This is a genomic window from Arthrobacter woluwensis, from assembly GCF_030816155.1.
Classification (GTDB): domain Bacteria; phylum Actinomycetota; class Actinomycetes; order Actinomycetales; family Micrococcaceae; genus Arthrobacter_E; species Arthrobacter_E woluwensis_A.
Genome location: NZ_JAUSXR010000001.1, coordinates 2,417,671 through 2,436,559, shown reverse-complemented (window position 1 = coordinate 2,436,559; position 18,889 = coordinate 2,417,671). Strand labels below are relative to the sequence as shown.

Below are 18,889 nucleotides of genomic sequence, written 5' to 3'. Positions count from 1 at the left end.
CGCCGTCAGGAGGCGGCCCGATCCTCCTCGTCGAGGAGCTCGGCCGAGGTGAGCACCCTGGGCGTCGTTTCGATGGTGGCCGGGGTGCTGAACTGTTCCGCGTCGCCGAGGTTCAGGCTCGTCATCTTGCGGGCGGTGCTCAGGACCCGGGTCTCAAGGGTGCCGACGAAGCGGTTGTAGTTCTCCACGCTCGATTTCAGCGACGTGCCCATCTTGGAGATGTGGCCGCCCATGGTTCCCAGACGGGTGTACAGCTCCTGGGAGAGGTCGTAGAGGTCCTTGGCGTTCTCGGTCAGGAGCTCCTGCCGCCACGTGACGGCGACGGCCTTGAGCAGCGCCATCAGGGTGGCGGGTGAGGCGAGGGCGACGTTCCGGCTGAAGCCGTAGTCGAGCAGGCTGCCGTCGGCTTCCAGCGCTGCGGCCAGGAAGGACTCCGCGGGCAGGAAGCAGACCACGAGTTCGGGACTGGCGGGCACGGCATCCCAGTACCGTTTGCTCGCGAGGGCGTCGATGTGGGCCCGGACAGCCTTGGCGTGGGCTTTCAGGAGGTCGTTCCTCCGCTCCGGTGAGGACGCTCCGTTCTCCTGGGCTTCCAGGAAGGAGCTGAGCGGCACCTTCGAATCCACCACCAGGTACTTGCCCTGGGGCAGCTGCACCACGAGATCGGGACGGACCGCCGCGTCACCGGACACCGAGCTGAACTGTTCGTGGAAGTCCACATGGTCCAGAAGGCCGGCGGACTCGACCACCCGGCGGAGCTGGACTTCTCCCCACCGTCCGCGGCTGGCGTTGTTCTTGAGGGCCGAGGCCAGTGAATGCGTGCTCTCCAGCAGGGCCGCCTCCACTTGACGGGCCGATTGGAGCTGCTCGGAGAGCTGGCCGAACTGGTGCTGCCGGTCCCGTTCCAGGAGGGCGACGTGCTGCTGGACGGCGGCGAGTTTCTCGGCCACGGGCGCCAGCGCATGCAGGACGGTGTTCTCCTGCTCGTCGAAGCTGCTGAGGGCCCTGTTCTGGCGTTCGAGCAGTTCAGCACGCGCCCGGGCGTCGGCGAGGGATTCGCGGCTGAGGCCGAGCTGCTGTTCCGCATCCCGCAGCTGGGCGCGCAGGAGGGGCGCGCCGTCGTCGTTCCGGGAACGTCCCCAGAGGAAACCGGCGGCGAGTCCGAGCAGCAGTGCGAGAAGAACGAGCAGGATGTTTTCCATACTTTTCACTGTGCCATGGGGGACTGACATTAATGGCGGCGGCGGGCCGAGGGGCGGTTCCCGGTATGATGGTTGACCGTGGCTCTTACTATCGGCATCGTCGGACTTCCCAATGTTGGCAAGTCAACGCTCTTCAACGCACTGACCCGCAACCAGGTCCTCGCAGCGAACTACCCGTTCGCGACGATCGAGCCGAATGTCGGCGTCGTCAACCTCCCGGATCCGCGCCTCAACCAGCTCGCCGAGATCTTCGGCAGCCAGCGGATCCTGCCGGCCACCGTGTCCTTCGTGGACATCGCCGGCATCGTGAAGGGCGCATCGGAGGGTGAAGGCCTGGGCAACCAGTTCCTCGCCAACATCCGCGAGGCCGAAGCCATCGCCCAGGTGGTGCGCGTGTTCGATGACCCGGACGTCATCCACGTGGACGGCAAGGTCGACCCGCGCTCCGACATGGAGACCATCAACACCGAGCTGATCCTCGCCGATCTGCAGACCATCGAGAAGGCGATCCCGCGCCTGGAGAAGGACATCCGCGCCCGCAAGCGCGAGCAGTCCGAGCTCGACGCCATCAAGGCCGCCCAGGCCGTCCTCGAGCGCGGCGACACCATCTTCTCCTCGATCGCCTCGGACAAGCTGGACCTGGACAAGCTCAAGGAACTGAGCCTGCTGACGGCCAAGCCCTTCATCTACGTCTTCAACGCCGACGAAGGCATCCTGAGCAGCGAGGAGAAGCAGGCCGAACTGCGGGCCCTGGTCGCGCCGGCCGACTGCATCTTCCTCGACGCCAAGCTGGAATCCGACCTCGTGGAGCTCTCCGAGGAGGAGGCCCGCGAGATGCTGGAGATGAACGGCCAGGAGGAGTCCGGCCTGGACCAGCTCGCCCGCGTCGGGTTCCACACGCTCGGCCTGCAGACCTACCTCACCGCAGGTCCCAAGGAGGCCCGGGCCTGGACCATCCGCCAGGGTGACACCGCTCCGCAGGCCGCCGGTGTGATCCACACCGACTTCCAGCGCGGCTTCATCAAGGCCGAGGTAGTGTCCTTCCACGACCTGGTCGACGCCGGTTCCATGTCCGAGGCGAAGTCCCGTGGCAAGGTCCGCATCGAAGGCAAGGAATACATCATGTCCGACGGCGACGTGGTGGAGTTCCGCTTCAACGTGTGAGTGCGCCTCTTCGTTTCCTCGTCTAAAGTTGGTTTTTACTATGCATGATGAGCCAATAATGTTGCCTGCGGATTCAAATTTCCTTACTGGAGACGAGGGGGATGATCATCCCGAACTGGAGCTGAACTTTGCGCCTAAGGTGCTGACATCGGATCTCTATCATTACACCTCTTCTGAAGCGGCAATTCTGGGCATTCTCGCGACTCGCACCATTAGAATGTCTCCATTTCAGGGCACTAATGACCTGTGGGAATCGCGTCCTCTAATTCCAAATCTTGAGGGGGGCTTCGAAGGCTTGCCTTCGGACGCGTACGACTATTCGAAAGTCTGGACTGACATTGATCAGTTTATTCGAGGCTACTCGAAGGTGGCGTGTTTCACACAAGACTGGGAGATCGCTCAGCGCGTAATTCATCCGGATGCGCTCCGAGGATGGGGGCATCTATCGTTGTGGGCCCACTACGGCGCCGGGCATGCAGGCGTGTGTCTGAAATTTGATCGTGCGCGCCTCATTGAGTCTTTTGAGAAATCTCGTGGCGGCGCGATCCATCAATTTTATGGGCCAGTGCGTTATCGACGCGCGGAGACGGGAAGCGGCCCGTACGGTATTAGTCTTGCCCAGGCTGAGGAGTTCGGGATCGACGCCGTTGCACTTCGTTATGCGCAAGTCCATCGTGACCGCGTGTTCTTCCGCAAACATGCTGATTGGGCGAGTGAGTCCGAATTCAGGTTAGTTAGAACAGACCTGTCCACTGAGCCGTTCTACTTCGATATCACCACTGCCCTTCGCGGCGTCGTGCTGGGAGATGCGTTCCCGCGTGACCGAGTTCCAGCCTTGCGCGCGATGTTGGCTGGCTTTGACGATGTTGAAGTGCATCAAATCAGGTTCCATAACCGTAATCTTTATCTGTGTCCGGTCGACATACTCGAAGAGGCGGGCCGTAGGACCATTCCCGTTCCTGCGACCATTTCGAATATCTCGCCTCGACGTTCGGGTGATCTCACTCAAAGACTAAGCTCACTCGACGAGGTCGAGCGAACTGCGGCTATCGCTCGGGAAGTCGCGACGCAGCTTGCTGCGCCCGTGTTGCGGATGTGGCATGACCACCTTATGAATCAGTCCCGGCTACTTGAGAACTGGACGAATATGCTAACCGGTGACTGGGGGTCCTCGACGTCTGAAATCCCCAGTGGGCAACGTCAAACCCGACCTGGCGTTCGTGGAGACGAAATTGTTTACGAAGGTGGAGTGGGAACTATCGCGGAGCAGGATCCGGCGTACAGTTTCACTTGGGTTGCACAGATTGCGCTTCAGCTCAGATCGGATGGCAGTGGAGTCGTCCATGCGTGCATTAGTTCTGAAGAGTGGATCGATTCCGGCAACAAACGGCAGGACCTGTATCGAGGGCAACGCGATTTTTCTGAGCAGGATTTTTCAGTTGTCGCTCGTAAGGCGTTGGAGGAATTCATCGATGAAATACCCAAGGCTCGTTTGAAGTTTGATATTCTCCGCGGTTTGATTTGCCGCGATATTCGCGCCGTCGATTAGGGCATGATGGTTGTATTTTTCGGCGAATTTGTTTCCTTTCCGGCTAAAGCATAGTCTGGTCTTCTTCCGGCGGTGTTGCAATGTCCATTCGTGGCCCGCGACGCGAGATCCTGTAGATCTACTTCCACTGACCGGGACCAAGCATCCCTTTAAGGGGCAGCCGTCAAGTTGCACGGTCAATTTAGGCCTTGGTGTTGTGCACGAGTGCATCCGGCACTTCGTGATCGACAGAGTGACATCCAGACGACTGTGAGCTGATTGCGTGGACGTCGTTCGTGCTTCCTGCGATGAGTCCGGACTGGGTGATACCTCAACGGGAATCCCCTCGAGTGCTTGGCGAAGCCGGGATCCGCTTGATTCGCTGGCTCCTTCGTATCAGAGATGCAATCAAGCGTGCGAACTCTGGGCGAGCTTGTCGTCGATTCTGCTGTGAGTGCTAGGGGTACTGTTGAGTAGGTGCTTTTCAGATTTAGAATTGGTGGTGTGCCCAAAATCGAAACATCCCGATACGCGGTTTTCTTGGGACGTGCATGCGGCGACGTGGTGGAGTTCCGCTTCAACGTGTAGTTCTGCGCACGGAAAGGCCCCGGCAGCTTCAGCTGCCGGGGCCTTTCCCGTTATTCAGTGGTCAGCGGTACGTGACCGTGACCCCGTAGCGCGGATGCCAGGTGAGGTATCCGTGCTGGAAGAACTGCCGGGAGCCCCAGACGTTGTTCGGGTAGGTCCGGCCCATGAGCAGCGGCTTCTCCTCCGTGGTGGGGTACCCCAGACGGCCCCACGCCCACTTCAGGGACTGGTAGACCTTCGCGTCCGGCCCCATCACCCGCTGGGCGCCGGTCGTGGGGGACCACCAGATCATCCCGTTCTGGAACCACTGGTAGCAGCCGCGACCGGGGGCCGTGCACTGCTCATCGCCGATCGGGTAGCCCAGGGACTTCCCGGTGTACGCCGACGACTTGTAGTCCGCCCACACGTAGTTGGCGCGCTGGTAGGCGCCCAGGACCGCGCCCCGGACGGCGCGGGCGCCGCTCGCCTTCGACCACCAGATCATCCCGTGCTGGAAGCGCTGGTAACAGCCCGACTTGTTCACGGAGTTCACGATCAGACCGAAGCACTGTTCGACGGCGGTGGGATACCCCAGGTACCCCTTCTCGCCGCCCAGGGACCGCCACTTGGTGCGGATGGCGCCGGCGACGGGCTGGGCGCCGGTGGTGGGGGTCCACATCACGGTTCCACGGGCGAATTCCTGGCTGCAGCCCTTCTGGACCAGACCGCACCGCTCGTCGGACAGCGGCGCCCCGTACAGACCGACGTTGACCCTGTCGCCGTCCCAGCGGAACATCGCTCCCCGGACCACCGCGAGTGATGTCCCCTTGGTGTAGATGGAGGCGTGCTGGAACGTCGTCTTGCAGTAGCCGACCGCGTATGTCAGGTCGCACGTCGAGTACAGCGGATAGCCTGCCGCCTGGCCTGCTTCGCCGCCGAGGGCCCGCCAGCGCGTCCACTCGGGGCTGCCGACCGCGATGGAGCCTCGGACCGAGGTCCCCAGAGAGTACATCTGGACGATGACGCGGTTTCTCACGCTGTTCGCGTAACCCACGAACCGGGCGGAACAGCCTCCCTGGGCCAGACCGCACTGCACCGGAGACAGCCAGCGGACGCCGCTGTCGCTGGAACCGCGCGGCTGCAGGTACTGGACGATCGGCTGGCTGCGGTCGAGCACGAAGGCGGCGGCCCCGTCGGGCGCGACGATGATCGCCTTGTCGAAGAGCTGCTGGGTCGAACCGGGCACCGAGAGACCGGGCTCGGTCCACTGGTAGTCCGCGAGGTCACCTTCCGGCATGCCGTACTTTGCGTATCCGCCGCCCTCAAAGTACTTGGCGCCCACCGCCGTCGTCCGCGAGACCCCATGGGCTCCGAGGCTGTTGTTCCAGTAGGCGGTGCCGTCTTCGAACTCCTGCGTGCAGAAGGTGGCGGACGCGCACACCTGGGCGGCGACCGGTTTGCCGAACCGCGGCGGAATCTCGTAATACCGGTACCACTCGGCGAACTTGTCGCCGATGGCGACGGGCGTCGGTGTGGCGGTCGGAAGCGGGGTGGGTGCCACGGTGGCCGTGTCGCTGGGGGAGGGCGACTGTGTCGGCTCCGACGACGGCGTGGCGGTCGGTGCGTCAGTGCTCACCGGGTCCGTGGCGGGGGCGGACTCCGTCGGGGAGGGTGTCTCCGACGGAACAGAGGTGCTGCTGACCTCGGGGGTGGGCGATTCCTCAGCATTCGCAGAGGCCACCGGGGTGACCAATCCGCTGCACAGAGCGATCGCTGCGGTCACCGAGAAGAGAGCTTTCAGCCCTCGACGCCGAATGCTGGGCAAATGTGCCATGGTCCCCCAAAAAATACCGTACGGCCGGATTGCTGAACGGATTCTATCGGGTGGGAGGGCCCCTGGGAAGGGTGCTGCGTGAGCGTCAGGCGCGCGGCGCGAGGAGTCCGTCTGCGAGGACGTCGAGCATGGCGGTGACAGATTCCGGAGGCAGGCCGCTGTTGTCGGCGACGGCGGCCACGCCACCCACCAGGCGGCACATCTGCAGGGCTTCCGCGTCGGGCCGGAGGTCGGACCCAAGGGCGTCGATGACCCGCTGGTTGGCCTGCATATAGGTCTGGCACTTGGCCTCGTAGGGGGACCCGGCCACCCCGAGTGAGGCGGTGATCCGCGCGGCGGCGCCCTGGTGAGCCGTCAGCATCGCGGTGTACTCGCGGAGCCACAGGGCGAGTCGTTCCCGCGGAGTCCCCGGCGCCTCCATGGCGGCGTCCACGGCGGCGTTGACCTTGTCCGCCCAGGCCTCGATGACGGCGTCGTGCAGCGCGTCCTTGGTGGGGAAGTGGCGGTAGAGCGTGCCGGCGCCGATGCCGGCCTTCTTGGCGACCTCATCCATGGTCAGCGCATCGTAGCCTTTGGCGCGGGCCAGCTCCCGGGCCACTTCGACGATCCGGTCACGGTTCCGACGGGCGTCAGCGCGCACCTGAACACTTCCTTCGAGAAAAGTCTTGCGAAAACGGAGAGTGTCTCCGTATAGTTCTAAGCGGAGCAACTCTCCGATTAGTGTACGCCAGTCCCCGTCGTCAGAACAGGACTCCCCATGGCTCCCCTCACAGACACCCTTCTGCCCACCCGGAACCGGGCCACAGCCCGGACCACTTCCCTCGGGCTGGGCCTCGTCATGCTCGCCCAGCTCATGCTCGTCCTCGACGCCACCGTCGTGAACGTGGCGCTGCCCCGCATCGCCACGGACCTCCACTTCTCCCCGGCTCAGCTCAGCTGGGTCCTGAACGCCTACGCCCTCGCCTTCGGCGGCCTCCTGCTGCTCGGCGGTCGCGTGGGCGACGTGCTCGGCCGCCGCCGGACCTTCCTGGCCGGCGTCGCCGTCTTCACTCTCTTCTCACTCCTCGGCGGCCTCGCCACCGACCCGCTCTTCCTGGTGGTGGCCCGCGCCTTCCAGGGCGTCGGCGCCGCATTCGCCGCGCCCAGCGTGCTGGCCCTCATCACGACCAGTGCCCGCGATGACAAGGCCCGCAACCGCGCCCTGGCAATGTTCTCCGCGATCTCCTCCATGGGTGGCGCGCTCGGTCTCATCCTCGGCGGCATCCTGACCTCGACGGCGGACTGGCGGTGGACGCTGTTCATCAACGTCCCCATCGGCGTGGCGATTCTCGTGACCGTGCCGAGGCTGGTGGCGGAGACCCCGCGCCAGACCGGGCACTTCGACGTCCTGGGAGCCGTCACGGCAACCGGCGGCGCCGTCGCGATCGTGTGGGCCCTGATCCAGGCGGCCGAGGACGGCTGGTCCAGCCCGCTCACCCTGACGGGACTCGCCGTCGGCGTCCTCCTGCTTGTCGCGCTCGCCGTGACGGAACGCCGGGTGGCCCATCCGCTGCTCCGGCCCCAGCTGCTCCGCAGCCCCAGCCGGGTGGCGGCGCTGGCCGCGATGGCGGCGACCTATGCCGGGATGCTCGCGATGTTCTTCCTGATGGTGCAGTACCTGGAGGACTCGAAGGGGTACTCGCCGCTCGTCACGGGCCTGATGTTCCTGCCGATGCCCGTCGGGGTGTTCACGATGTCCCGCATCGTGCCACGCCTGGTGGAGCGATTCGGCGCGGAGCGTCTGGTGAACGTCGGCGCCGCACTCCGGGTGGCGGCCTTCGTGCCGCTGGCTCTCATCGGTCCGCAGACGCCGCTCGCGGTGGTGATCGCAGCGCTCGCTTTTACGGGCATCTCGGCCGGTCTCACCTTTATGCCGTTGACCACGCTCGCCCTGCGCAACGTCGATCCCGAGGAGGCCGGTGCCGCATCGGGCCTGTTCCAGACCATGCAGCAGCTCGGCGGGGCGGTGGGCCTGGCCATCGTGGCGTCCGTCTTCGCGGCCTTTGCGATCCCGGGCGACTTCTACGCCGGCGGACGGGCGGGCTTCCTTGCGGCAACGATCCTCTCGGTCATCGCGCTGCTGTCGGTGCTCGGCCTTGCGTTCCGGACGCGGACTGCACGACCGCTGACGGCCGACGTCGACGCCGCCTGAGCCCTCCGTTGTCCGTTCACGCCCCGACGGGACCGACCCCGACGCCACCTGGTGCCGGGGTCTTTCCGTGTCGGGAGTCGTCGGGCGAGGTGACCGTGGTCGCCGCGGAACGGGAGGTCGTGTGGCAGGCTCGTGCTGTGGCACGGTCGGAGGCTGCCACGACGACGGCGACCCGTCGCCTCACGGGGCGCGGCAGGGAAAGGGCGTGACGCCATGTCAGAGGTTCCTCGCGAGTCCGGATCCCTCGAGGTCACCGATGGCCAGCGGATCTACTGGGAGGAATGGGGCGACCCTCTGGGAACTCCTGTCCTTTATCTGCACGGAGGTCCTGGCGGAGGGCTCGGCGCGAGTGGTTACCGGCGTCGGGTGGACCTGGAACGGACCCGGGTGGTGGGTTTTGAACAGCGAGGGTGTGGGCGCTCGCTCCCACACGCCTCCGATCCGCTGACAGACCTCGGGGCGAACACCACGGCCCGCCTCATCGGGGATATCGAATCACTTCGTGCCGACCGCGGGATCGACCGCTGGGTGGTCAACGGCGTCTCATGGGGTTCTACTCTCGCACTGGCGTATGCCCAGACCCACCCGGACCGGGTGCTGGGGCTTGTGCTCGTGGCGGTCACCACCACGAGCCGCCGTGAGGTCGAATGGATCACCGAAGGGGTCGGCATGATGTTCCCCGAGGCCTGGGACAGATTTGCCACGTTCGCGGAGGATTCGGGAATCGGATACCGGCGGGGCGAGGGGCGATTGATCGACGCCTATGCCCGGCTCCTGCAATCGCCGGACAGTGCGCTTCGCGATGCGGCGTCGAAGGAGTGGGCCCTGTGGGAAGACACCCACGTGTCCATCGGAGCTGGCGGATTCTCCCGGGACCCGCGATGGGAGTCCGACGCCTACCGCCTCGCGTTCGCGACGCTGACGACGCATTACTGGTCGAACTCAGGGTTCTGCGAGGCCGGGCTCCTGGCTGGTATGGCCAGCATCGCGGACATACCGGGCGTGCTCATCCACGGCCGGAACGACGTTTCCGGTCCGGCGGTGACCGCCTGGGAAGTGCACCGCGCCTGGCCTGAGTCCCGTCTGGTGATCGATGAGGGGGAAGGCCATGGAGGCGCCGGGATGATCGAGGCGTGGTCGCGGGCGAATGCCGAAATCCTGGCGGCTGCCCGAGTCCGGGGCGCGGCGTGAGTGGCGCAGCGCGCCGGGAGACGCGGGTGGTCCAGAAAGCCGTCGCCTACGTCGTCCACCGCGGACGGCTCCTGGTCTTCACCCACGACGACGTGCCGATCGAGGTTACGGGCGTGCAGGTTCCGGCGGGAACGGTCGAGCCCGGGGAGACTCCCGCGGAAGCCGCCGTCCGAGAGGTGTTCGAGGAGACCGGCCTGAGGACCCGTGTTGTTCGTGACCTGGGCACGGAGTTCTACGATGTGAGGCCGGCTAAAGACGAACGTCACGAACGTCATTTCTTCCAGCTGGCACCGGTGGAGGACTCTGTCCCGGAACGATGGCACGCCGGCGAGGAGCATCCGTCCGAGGGGCAGGCGCAGCGCTGGACGTGCTGGTGGGCGCCCTTGGAGCAAGGTCACGTGCTGTGCGCGGGCTTCGGGGCCCGGCTGGGGCGGGTCGAACCTGAGAAAAATCCGGTTGGTGCGTCTGACCCGGAATCGGAGAACGCCATCCCTGGAAACCCCGAACCCGTGGACGTGCGGACTTACCTTCGCCCCTTGGCCGGGGGAGACGTCCCGGAGGTGCTCACGGCGTTCCGTTCGAGCCCGGACATGGACCGCCAGGGTCAAGTGACGACCGTGGAGGAGGCTCAGCGCTACGTCACGAATCTCGTCTCCGCGGACTCTCCGCATGAACCCTGGGCGATCGTGGACGGTGGGCGCCTGGTGGGGCTGGTCTGTGTGAGTGTGGATCCGGACAACCGCTCGGGCTGGTTCTGGTACTGGATGAACGCCGCCGCCCGCGGTCGGGGTCTCATGAGCCGTGCTGCGGCGACCATCGCCGACCGTGCTTTGTCGCAGAGCGGCCTTGAGCGTCTCGAACTCGGACATCGAGTCAACAATCCGGCGTCGGGTGCCGTTGCGAATGCGGCCGGCTTCGTCCGGGAGGGAACCGAACGCGGCAAGTTCCTGATCGACGGACAGCGGATCGACGTCGCGACCTACGGCAGGTTGCTGTCCGATCCCTGGCCTTCCTTCGACCCTCTCGACGTGCGGTTGCCGAAGGGATCGCAGTCCTGATCGAACCTGACCGGAACTATCGGGTCCCTTCCCCGGCCCGCCCCGGAGAATCATTGGTGTCAGGAGGACCACATGATCGCCACGCTCAACGCCCTGGTCGACCACATCGAGGAGAACCTCGGTGAGCCGGTCGACGTCGCCGGATTCGCCCGGCGGCACGGCACCACGGAGTATCACCTGCGGAGGATGTTCGCGTCTCTGGCGCAGGTGCCGCTCTCGGAGTACATCCGCAACCGTCGGATGACCCTCGCCGGTGCCGAGCTGGCCTCGGGCGCGCCGCATCTCCTCGATGTCGCCGTGCGCTACGGCTACGGGTCGGTCGAGGCGTTCGGCCGGGCGTTCCGTTCCGTGCACGGCGCCAGCCCGTCCGAGGTGCGACGTCAAGGTGGTCCGCTCAGCACTCACACCACGCTCAGGTTCCGCCTGAGCGTAGAAGGGGGCACGTCCATGGACGTCACCATCACCGAACTGCCCGGCCTCATGCTCGTCGGGCATGCCGTTCGGGTCCCGCTCATCCATCGCGGGGTCAACCCTCACATCCAGGCGCACATCGCCGCGATCCCGGTCGAGGAACACGTGCGGCTCAAGGCTCTGAGCAACGCCGAGCCGTCGGGAATCCTCGCGGTCACCGACGGCGCCGAGCCGGACGCTCCGGAAGGATCCCCGCTCACGTATCTGCACGGCGTCGCGGTGGAGTCCGGCACGGAGGTGCCGGAGGATCTCGACGCTCTCCCGCTTGATCCCGGCACTTGGGCGGTGTTCGCCGCGCGGGGCCCGTTCCCGGGAACGCTGCAGAATCTGTGGGCCGCGACGGCGACTGAATGGTTCCCGTCCAACCCGTGGCGGTTGCGGCCCGGGCCGTCGATCGTGCGGTACCTGGAATTCACGGAGAACTTCGCCTCGTGCGAGCTCTGGTTGCCGATCGAAAAGGGGTGAGGGAACAGCTACGCGGCCGACGTCGGTCATGGCAGGATCAGTGTCCATGACCGACGTCGAGAACATCACGGATGGCATTGCGCTTCTCCGCACCCTGGAGACGATCCCCACGTGGAGGAAGCCCCGGTGGGGAGATCTTGGCGTGCCCGTCGTCGACCGAGGTGACCATGCGATCTTCCCTCTCGCGATAGCGCCCTTGAGTGATTCCGGTGACGCCGGCGCGCTTCTCGAGACTGAGACCACGCTGAGGCGTCACTGCATTCACTTCTACGGCGGCGACTCCTTTCACGCCGAGTCGGTCCTGAGCCCGGACGACGGCTACGGGCGGAAGGTGCTCGACGCCGGGGCCATTCCCCACGGGAGCGCTGTGCTGTGGTGGGGGATTCAGAATTTCGCGGTCGTGCTCGTCCGCGCTGTCGACGAACGGGGGCGATTGGAGACTCTCGCCCTCCATGTCCTCCCCAAGGACTGGGTCTGGGAATCAGCGGTGCCACCGTCCACTAAGCGCGCTGCGTCTCATGCCCGGCGCATGGCCCGGGACTGCAACGCTGCTGATGCGCACTGGTCCTGGCCGTTGAGCTGAGACCGCTGGTCGCCTGTGGTGGAGTGGAGCCTGCTTCGCCGCGTTTCGAGTTGTCCACGCAGGACACCTTGTCCACATAGCGCACTTCACCAGGCGACGAGGCGATGCGCCTGGACGAAGCTGAGGGTATGAGCATCAGACAGTTCATCCGGCCACAGGTCTTCGTCCCGGGAGCCCTGCAGGGGACCAACTCGCCCTATCGGTCGCTGGTGACGTGACAAGTTCTGGGTATAACGCATTGCGTTAATAACGCGATGCGTTATACGCTGGCGCTGTGATCAGGTCGTTCCGCGACTCCGCCACCGGTCGCCTGTGGCGGAGGGAGCGCGTGCCGTCGATCGATTCTCGGATCCATCGTGTCGCCCTGCGAAAGCTCCGTCAGTTGGGAGCGGCTGAATCACTCGCTGATCTGCGCGTTCCGCCTGGCAATCGCCTGGAGGCGCTCGCGGGAGAACGTGCAGGGCAACACAGCATCAGGATCAATGACCAGTGGCGCATCTGTTTCCAATGGACGGACGCTGGTCCCGAGGAGGTCGAGATCGTTGACTATCATTGAGCGGCTCGCGCCGGTCCACCCCGGTGAAGTGCTCCTGGCCGACTTCATCGAAGCCTTCAGCATCACGCAGAACAAACTGGCAGTCTCGATCAAGGTGCCTCCGCGAAGGATCAACGAGATCGTGCACGGAAAGCGGGCGATCACGGCTGATACCGCGCTCCGGCTCGCGCGGTACTTCGGGACCACGCCCCAGTTCTGGCTCAATCTCCAGATTCAGTATGAACTGGACCGTGCCGAGGATCGGGTGGCCGGGCAGATCGCCGAGATCACGCCGTTGCAGGTGGCTTAGCAGAAGCGTGCTGTCGCACTCCCGTTCCGAGCCTCAGATCCCCAGACCTCGGGCGATCAGCGCGTCGAAGGCGCGGTCGGGGAGCATCGCCCGCAGGAACACCAGCGGCTTGGCGCCGAAGCCCGGAAGATACCGCGTCCGGGGGTGCTTGGCGGTGGCGGCCTTCACGACGGCCTTGGCGACCACTTCGGGCCGGGAAGCCAGGCGCGCCGTCGGACCCGAGCTGCCACCGATCGTCACGGCCATGGCCGCGGCCTGTCGGGCGTACGGCCCGTCCCCGGAGACCTCCTGAAGGTTCCCCGCGGCGATGCCGCCCCACTCGGTCCGGATGGATCCCGGTTCGATGAGCACGACGTCGATCCCGAAGGGCGCGAGCTCCATCCGCAGGGCGTCGCTGAGTCCCTCGACGGCGTATTTGCTGGCGTGATACCAGGCGCCCATCGGCATGGCGAAGCGGCCGCCCATGGAGCTGACGTTGAGGATCCGGCCGCTGCCCTGAGCGCGCATCCCCGGAATCACGAGTTGCGCCATCCGCGCGAGCCCCAAGACGTTGACGTCGAGCTGCGCCTGAGCCGTCGAGAGCGACACCTCTTCCACCGAGCCGTAGGACCCATAGCCGGCATTGTTGACCAGCACGTCGATCCGGCCTTCCGCTTCCAGGATCGCGACGATCGCGGCGGCGGACGACTCCGCGTCCGTGACATCAAGGGCGATCGTGTGGATGCCAGCGTCGGCGAGGGCGGCCATGCGGTCGAGGCGGCGGGCCGCCGCATAGACGGTGAAGCCCGCCGCGTGCAATGCGCGGGCGGCGGCCTCGCCGATCCCCGAGGAGGCTCTCGTGACCACTGCGACCTTCTGCGTCATGTCCTCGTCCTTTACTGGCGTGTGGACTCCCCGCCGGATCGTCCGGGCAGTGAGGTGAAGCGCTTGCTCACCTCATTCTCACGGAGTTTCCAGGGACAATCCTGACTGCCGCAGAATCTCCTGGATGACCGTGTGCAGATTGGGGCCGTCGGCGGCCGCCGCCCGGACCACGAGCGACACCTCGCGGAACGAGGCTTCCCCTGTGAGGGGCACCGCGGTGACGCCCGGTGGCAGGGGGCCGCGACCGAGGCGGGGGACCGCGCCCACGGCCAGGCCCGCCGCGATGTACTCGATGATCGACTGGAATTCCGCGGCCTCGTAGACGGGCCCGGTGGGATTGCCGAGTCCGCCCTGCGCGGCGATCCACTGGCGATACGGTCCGTCATCAGGTGTCACGGCCCACGGCTCATGCCGCAGCTCCTCCATGGACACGCCTGGCCGCCCTGCCAGCGGATGGCCGCTCGGCAGGATCGCGTCCACGCGGTCCACCCCGAGCGAGATGCGCCGCAGTTCGGGATCGGGTGCCTCCTCCGCGAGACGGCCCCACGTCTTCACCAGCGCCAGATCGGTCAGGCCGGTCCGGACGAAGAGCAGGGATTCCTCGGGCTCGAGCTCCAGTGGTTGCACCACCAGGGCGGGATGCGCGGAGGCGAGGGCCGCGACGGCGGGGATGATCAGCCCCCGCAGCGCCGTGGGGAAGACGGCGATCCGCACCCGGCCCGCCGGTTCGCCGTCGTGCGCCGCCGCCAGGTCGTCCAGCGCGAGGACGATCGGACGTCCGCGCTCCACGAGGGACCGCGCGTACTCCGTGAGCACCACCCCGCGCCCCACCCGCTCCAGGAGGGCGCATTGAACGGTCCGTTCGAGCCGGCGGATGTGCTGGGTGATGTTCGACGGCGTGTAACTGAGCAGGGTCGCGGCCGAGGTCACCGATCCCGTGTCGGCCACGGCGATCAGGGCGCGGAGCGAGAGGACATCGATCATTCACAAATTCTACGATGAAAGGCCTAGAAACTATTACTGGTGCTAAAAGAAATTCGCGCTCATGATCGATACATGACCTCCTCCGCAGACCTCACCACCAACCGCCGACAGCCTCCATCAGGCTCGCCGTCAGCCTCTACGGTGCTGCGCGCCAAGATCTGGCTCGCGCTCGCCATGGCCGGCTGGGGCACCATCGGCGTGTTCAGCATCCAGGCGGGGACCGACCCGATCACCACCGTCGCGTGGCGCTGCGTCTTCGCCTCCGGCGCGCTGCTGCTCCTCGCGCTGGCGACCGACGCGTTCCGCCAGAGCACGTGGACGGTGAAAGCCGTGCTGCTCACCCTCGGTGGCGGGGTGGCGCTCGTCGCCAACTGGGTGTTCCTCTTCCAGTCCTTCGCCACCACCACGCTCACCGTCGCGACCGTCTCGTACCACATGGAGCCCTTCCTGCTGGTGGCGCTCGGCGCGCTGATCAGCCGCGAACTGCCGAGAAGGCGGGACCTGATCTGGCTGGTCGTGGCCTTCGGTGGGCTTCTCCTGGCCACGAAGTTCATCGGGCCCGGAGGAATCGAGAGCCTCGCGCCACGCGAGATCGGAGGCGTCCTCTCGGCGCTGCTCGCCGGACTCCTCTACGCCCTCGCAACGCTGGCGGCGAAGCACACCTCAGGCATCCGGCCGTACGTCATGACCCTGATCCAGTGCGTGACCGGCGCCCTTCTGCTCCTGCCGTTCGCCGCGCAGCTGCAGTGGAGCGGCACCGGCTGGTGGTGGATCGCGGCGATGGGCGTGATCCACACCGGCCTGCTGTACTCGGCCCTGTACGGCTCGGCGCGGGTCCTGTCCACCATGGCCCTCGCGGCGCTGTCCTTCGTGAATCCGGCCGTGGCGATCTTCGCGGACATCGCGGTCTACGGCCACATCCCGGACCTGGTCCAGCTCGCCGGCATCGTCCTGATCGCGGTCGCCACGCTCACGATCACCACCGCCCGGAAGGACAAGGCCCTCGATTAGTGTGGTCACTGATCCGTTCCCGCCCGTTGCAGCGGCGATCCGGCCCTGACAAAGGAGTTCCCCGCGATGTCTTCCGTGCTCATCCGCGACTGCCGCGGACCTGAGGAGTACCCCGGGCTGGTCGCCATCTGGCGCAGTGCTGTGGACGCGACCCATGACTTCCTCGCGGCCGCGGACCGCGACGAGATCGAGGCGCAGCTCGCGAAGGCGTACTTCCCGCAGGTGCGGCTGAGCGTTGCAGAGCTGGACGGGCGGGTGGTCGGCTTCGCCGGGACGGCCGAGGACCGGCTGGAGATGCTCTTTGTCGACGCCTCCGCTCATCGGCAGGGGATCGGAGGCGCATTGCTGGAACACGTGATCAGCGCGCAGGGCGTGCGGTCCGTGGATGTCAACGAACAGAACGCCGGAGCCGCCGCCTTCTATGCGCACCGCGGCTTCGTCGTGACGGGGCGCAGCGAGACCGACGACGCCGGGCGCCCGTATCCGCTCCTCCACCTCGCCCTCTCGACGGTGCGGCCCGTGCCGCACCTCGTCCGGCGGGGCGAGGGCACACCGCTCCTCTTCGTCCACGGCAACGGCATCGACCACCGCCTGCTGCTGGATCTGGATGACGTCTTCGACGACGGCGGCTGGGAGCGTCTGTACCTCGACCTCCCCGGGTTCGGCGGCACTCCCGCGCTGGCCGGTGACGGCGACCTGCCGGCCCTCGCGGACTGGCTCGACACCGCGGCGGGTGAGCTGACGGGCGGGCGGCCGTTCGCCGTCGTCGGCAACTCCCTGGGTGGCCTGCTGGCGCGCGAACTGGCGGCGAGGCGGCCCGACCAGGTGCTCGGACTGGCGCTGCTCGCGCCCGTCGTGGACCCGGTTCTCTCTCATCGCACGCTGCCGGAGCAGACCGTGCTGCGGCGCGACGAGGACCTGCTCCGTTCGCTGAAACCCGGCGAGGCCAAGGCGTACGAGGAGCTGTCGGTGGTGCAGTCGCCCGAGAACTGGGAGAGGTTCCGGACTGCGGCCCTGCCCGGGCTGAAGGCCGCGGACACGCGCGCAATGGACCGGCTGGCCGAGCGGTACGTCCTGGACCCGGCGCCGGAGGCCCGGCTGGCGGGGTTCGCCAAGCCGGTGCTGATCGTGGCCGCGCGGCAGGATCACGTGGTCGGTTTCGAGGACCAGGAAGTCCTCGCTCAGAGCTTCCCGGACGCGCGGTACGCGGAGCTGGATGAAGCCGGCCACAACGTCCACCTGGACCAGCCGGAGAAGGTCCGTGAGCTGCTCCGCGAGTGGGTGGCGCGGGTGCGGCGGTAGGGAACCGGGCCGGTCCTGTCGGCCCCGGCCCGGGCCAGGGCGCGTTTCAGTAGGAGGCCGTGGCCCCGCCGTCGTCGCCCCCGGACTGAGGGATGAAGCGCGCGGCGAGAGCCTCGGACGCCCTGGCCGTCAGCGCGACGTCGGCCCCCACGAGCAGGAAGGTCGCCCCGGCCTCCGCATAGTCGGCCGCGGCCTGAGGGTCGAAAGCGTTGACGCCGACGGGTTTCCCCGCGGCCGTCACGTCGGCGAAGGCGCGGCCCACCGCGGCGACGACCTCCGGGTGACCCTGCCGGCCGAGGTGGCCCAGCGACGCGGCCAGATCGCTGGGACCGACGAACACGCCGTCGATCCCGTCCACCGCCGCGATGGCACGCGCATTCTTCACGCCCTCGCCGGTCTCCACCTGGACGAAGACCGACACGTGCTCGGCGGCGTTCTGCAGGTAGTCCGGGACGCGGTTCCAGCGGGCGGACCGCGCCAGGGCGCTGCCCACACCCCGGATGCCGTGCGGCGGGTACTGGGCGGCGGCCGCCACGGACCGCGCCTGCTCCTCGGTGGAGACCATCGGCACCAGGATGGTCTGAGCGCCCAGGTCCAGGACCTGCTTGATGATCACCGGATCAGCGGACGGCACCCGCACCACGGCCGTGACCGGATACCCGGAGACGGCGTGGAGCTGGGAGAGCACGGATTCGAGACCGTTGGGCGCGTGTTCCATGTCGAGGAGGATCCAGTCGAGGCCCGAGCCGGCCATGACCTCCGCCATGACGGGCGAGCCCGAGCAGACCCAGCCGCCGAACAGGGGCCGGTCGGACTCGCGCAGTCGGTGGCGGAGTGTGGGGCTCAGAGGAAGCGGCATGAGATGGTTCCCAACGGTCCGTAGTCGCAGAGCACGCTGTCGCCCCGGGAGATCCAGACGGGCCGGGTGAAGGACCCGGCCAGGATGATCTCCCCGGCCTCCAGCCGGTCTCCGTGGTGGTGCAGCTTGTTCGCGAGCCACGCGACGCCCGTGGCCGGATGGTTGAGGACGCCCGCGGAGACGCCGGTCTCCTCGATGGTCTCATTGCGGTACAGCAGGGCGGACACCCAGCGCAGGTCGATCGCGTCCGGCTTGGTGGGATTCCCGCCGAGGACCATGCCACCGTAGGCGGCGTTGTCGCTGATGGTGTCCACGATCGTGCGCCCCTCCAGCTCAAGGTGGGAGTTCAGCACCTCCAGCGCCGGGGTGACGTACTCCGTGGCCCGGAGGACGTCCATGACCGTGCAGTGCGGTCCTTCCAGAGGCGCGTTGAGCACGAAGGCCAGCTCCACCTCGATCCGCACATTCGAGTACGCGTCGAAGGGCAGGACGGAGCCGTTCTCCCACACGGTGTCATCGAACATCACGCCGTAATCGGGCTCCGAGATCCCGGTGGCCTGCTGCATTGCCTTGGAGGTGAGCCCGATCTTGCGGCCCACCAGCCGGCGGCCCGCAGCCAGGTTCTTCTCCTGCCAGACCCGCTGGATGGCGTACGAATCGTCGACCGTCGCCTCGGGGTGCCGTGCGGTGATCCGGGGGATCACCGCACGGTCGCGTTCGGCGTCGGCGAGTTCCTCCGCGAGCCGGCTGATCGTGCTGTCGTCGAGCAT

At 66.6% G+C, this 18,889-nt stretch carries 18 protein-coding genes; 11 read left to right on the top strand and 7 right to left on the bottom strand.

Features of this window, described 5'->3' with window-relative positions:
• Positions 1 to 5: 5 nt before the first annotated feature.
• Positions 6 to 1,202, bottom strand: a complete 1,197-nt coding sequence (locus QFZ52_RS11085) for a DNA recombination protein RmuC (protein ID WP_307497673.1) — start codon at positions 1,200 to 1,202, stop codon at positions 6 to 8.
• Between the two features lie 78 nt (positions 1,203 to 1,280).
• Here QFZ52_RS11085 and ychF point away from each other — a divergent pair, with 78 nt between their 5' ends.
• Both ychF and QFZ52_RS11075 read left to right on the top strand, forming a co-directional pair.
• Positions 1,281 to 2,366: a redox-regulated ATPase YchF gene (gene ychF, locus QFZ52_RS11080; RefSeq protein ID WP_307497672.1), complete on the top strand. Its 1,086-nt coding sequence runs from the start codon at positions 1,281 to 1,283 to the stop codon at positions 2,364 to 2,366.
• Between the two features lie 40 nt (positions 2,367 to 2,406).
• Entirely contained in the window at positions 2,407 to 3,915 is a 1,509-nt protein-coding gene (locus QFZ52_RS11075; RefSeq protein WP_307497671.1) for a DUF2971 domain-containing protein, read from the top strand.
• A gap of 628 nt (positions 3,916 to 4,543) precedes the next feature.
• On the opposite strand, the gene QFZ52_RS11070 is transcribed toward QFZ52_RS11075, so the two are convergent.
• Positions 4,544 to 6,097: an LGFP repeat-containing protein gene (locus QFZ52_RS11070; protein WP_307497669.1), complete on the bottom strand. Its 1,554-nt coding sequence runs from the start codon at positions 6,095 to 6,097 to the stop codon at positions 4,544 to 4,546.
• Between the two features lie 283 nt (positions 6,098 to 6,380).
• Positions 6,381 to 6,935 (bottom strand): TetR/AcrR family transcriptional regulator, encoded by a 555-nt coding sequence (locus QFZ52_RS11065; protein WP_307497668.1) that lies wholly within the window; start codon positions 6,933 to 6,935, stop codon positions 6,381 to 6,383.
• 117 nt (positions 6,936 to 7,052) lie between these two features.
• Between QFZ52_RS11065 and QFZ52_RS11060 the strand changes: the two genes are divergently transcribed.
• The 7 genes from QFZ52_RS11060 to QFZ52_RS11030 all read left to right on the top strand — a co-directional run bounded on the left by QFZ52_RS11060 (position 7,053) and on the right by QFZ52_RS11030 (position 13,099).
• A complete protein-coding gene (locus QFZ52_RS11060) occupies positions 7,053 to 8,486 on the top strand; it encodes an MFS transporter (protein WP_307497667.1) in 1,434 nt (477 codons plus the stop codon).
• A 213-nt stretch (positions 8,487 to 8,699) separates the two neighbouring features.
• The gene (locus tag QFZ52_RS11055; protein WP_307497666.1) at positions 8,700 to 9,677 is read left to right on the top strand and encodes an alpha/beta fold hydrolase; all 978 of its coding nucleotides are present in this window, start codon (positions 8,700 to 8,702) and stop codon (positions 9,675 to 9,677) included.
• A gap of 26 nt (positions 9,678 to 9,703) precedes the next feature.
• Entirely contained in the window at positions 9,704 to 10,735 is a 1,032-nt protein-coding gene (locus tag QFZ52_RS11050; RefSeq protein ID WP_307497665.1) for a GNAT family N-acetyltransferase, read from the top strand.
• 72 nt (positions 10,736 to 10,807) lie between these two features.
• Complete coding sequence (locus QFZ52_RS11045) at positions 10,808 to 11,671, top strand: AraC family transcriptional regulator (protein WP_307497664.1); 864 nt, start codon at positions 10,808 to 10,810, stop codon at positions 11,669 to 11,671.
• 46 nt (positions 11,672 to 11,717) lie between these two features.
• Positions 11,718 to 12,254 carry a hypothetical protein gene (locus QFZ52_RS11040; protein ID WP_307497663.1) on the top strand — a complete coding sequence of 179 codons (537 nt, stop codon included), beginning with the start codon at positions 11,718 to 11,720 and terminating at the stop codon, positions 12,252 to 12,254.
• A gap of 274 nt (positions 12,255 to 12,528) precedes the next feature.
• Positions 12,529 to 12,810: a type II toxin-antitoxin system RelE/ParE family toxin gene (locus QFZ52_RS11035; protein ID WP_307497662.1), complete on the top strand. Its 282-nt coding sequence runs from the start codon at positions 12,529 to 12,531 to the stop codon at positions 12,808 to 12,810.
• The gene (locus QFZ52_RS11030; RefSeq protein ID WP_373425711.1) at positions 12,806 to 13,099 is read left to right on the top strand and encodes a HigA family addiction module antitoxin; all 294 of its coding nucleotides are present in this window, start codon (positions 12,806 to 12,808) and stop codon (positions 13,097 to 13,099) included. Before QFZ52_RS11035 ends, QFZ52_RS11030 begins: the two co-directional genes overlap by 5 nt.
• Before the next feature lie 33 nt (positions 13,100 to 13,132).
• Here QFZ52_RS11030 and QFZ52_RS11025 read toward each other — a convergent pair whose 3' ends face one another.
• Positions 13,133 to 13,963, bottom strand: a complete 831-nt coding sequence (locus QFZ52_RS11025) for an oxidoreductase (protein ID WP_307497660.1) — start codon at positions 13,961 to 13,963, stop codon at positions 13,133 to 13,135.
• 78 nt (positions 13,964 to 14,041) lie between these two features.
• Positions 14,042 to 14,947, bottom strand: coding sequence for a LysR family transcriptional regulator (locus tag QFZ52_RS11020; protein WP_307497659.1), 906 nt, complete (start codon positions 14,945 to 14,947; stop codon positions 14,042 to 14,044).
• Between the two features lie 72 nt (positions 14,948 to 15,019).
• Here QFZ52_RS11020 and QFZ52_RS11015 point away from each other — a divergent pair, with 72 nt between their 5' ends.
• Positions 15,020 to 15,958, top strand: a complete 939-nt coding sequence (locus tag QFZ52_RS11015; protein ID WP_307497658.1) for a DMT family transporter — start codon at positions 15,020 to 15,022, stop codon at positions 15,956 to 15,958.
• A 66-nt stretch (positions 15,959 to 16,024) separates the two neighbouring features.
• Complete coding sequence (locus QFZ52_RS11010; protein WP_307497657.1) at positions 16,025 to 17,260, top strand: acetyltransferase; 1,236 nt, start codon at positions 16,025 to 16,027, stop codon at positions 17,258 to 17,260.
• 46 nt (positions 17,261 to 17,306) lie between these two features.
• Here QFZ52_RS11010 and QFZ52_RS11005 read toward each other — a convergent pair whose 3' ends face one another.
• On the bottom strand, positions 17,307 to 18,119 hold the full coding sequence (locus QFZ52_RS11005) for an HpcH/HpaI aldolase family protein (protein WP_307497656.1): 813 nt from the start codon (positions 18,117 to 18,119) through the stop codon (positions 17,307 to 17,309).
• The gene (gene hpaH / locus QFZ52_RS11000; RefSeq protein ID WP_307497654.1) at positions 18,104 to 18,889 is read right to left on the bottom strand and encodes a 2-oxo-hept-4-ene-1,7-dioate hydratase; all 786 of its coding nucleotides are present in this window, start codon (positions 18,887 to 18,889) and stop codon (positions 18,104 to 18,106) included. The genes QFZ52_RS11005 and hpaH overlap by 16 nt, the downstream gene beginning before the upstream one ends.

Coding starts and splice junctions, on each gene's coding strand:
- QFZ52_RS11085 (WP_307497673.1), bottom strand. CDS start 1,202: ATGGAAAACATCCTGCTCGTTCTTCTCGCACTGCTGCTCGGACTCGCC.
- QFZ52_RS11075 (WP_307497671.1), top strand. CDS start 2,407: ATGCATGATGAGCCAATAATGTTGCCTGCGGATTCAAATTTCCTTACT.
- QFZ52_RS11060 (WP_307497667.1), top strand. CDS start 7,053: ATGGCTCCCCTCACAGACACCCTTCTGCCCACCCGGAACCGGGCCACA.
- QFZ52_RS11055 (WP_307497666.1), top strand. CDS start 8,700: ATGTCAGAGGTTCCTCGCGAGTCCGGATCCCTCGAGGTCACCGATGGC.
- QFZ52_RS11045 (WP_307497664.1), top strand. CDS start 10,808: ATGATCGCCACGCTCAACGCCCTGGTCGACCACATCGAGGAGAACCTC.
- QFZ52_RS11040 (WP_307497663.1), top strand. CDS start 11,718: ATGACCGACGTCGAGAACATCACGGATGGCATTGCGCTTCTCCGCACC.
- QFZ52_RS11025 (WP_307497660.1), bottom strand. CDS start 13,963: ATGACGCAGAAGGTCGCAGTGGTCACGAGAGCCTCCTCGGGGATCGGC.
- QFZ52_RS11020 (WP_307497659.1), bottom strand. CDS start 14,947: ATGATCGATGTCCTCTCGCTCCGCGCCCTGATCGCCGTGGCCGACACG.
- QFZ52_RS11015 (WP_307497658.1), top strand. CDS start 15,020: ATGACCTCCTCCGCAGACCTCACCACCAACCGCCGACAGCCTCCATCA.
- QFZ52_RS11010 (WP_307497657.1), top strand. CDS start 16,025: ATGTCTTCCGTGCTCATCCGCGACTGCCGCGGACCTGAGGAGTACCCC.
- QFZ52_RS11005 (WP_307497656.1), bottom strand. CDS start 18,119: ATGCCGCTTCCTCTGAGCCCCACACTCCGCCACCGACTGCGCGAGTCC.
- hpaH (WP_307497654.1), bottom strand. CDS start 18,889: ATGCTCGACGACAGCACGATCAGCCGGCTCGCGGAGGAACTCGCCGAC.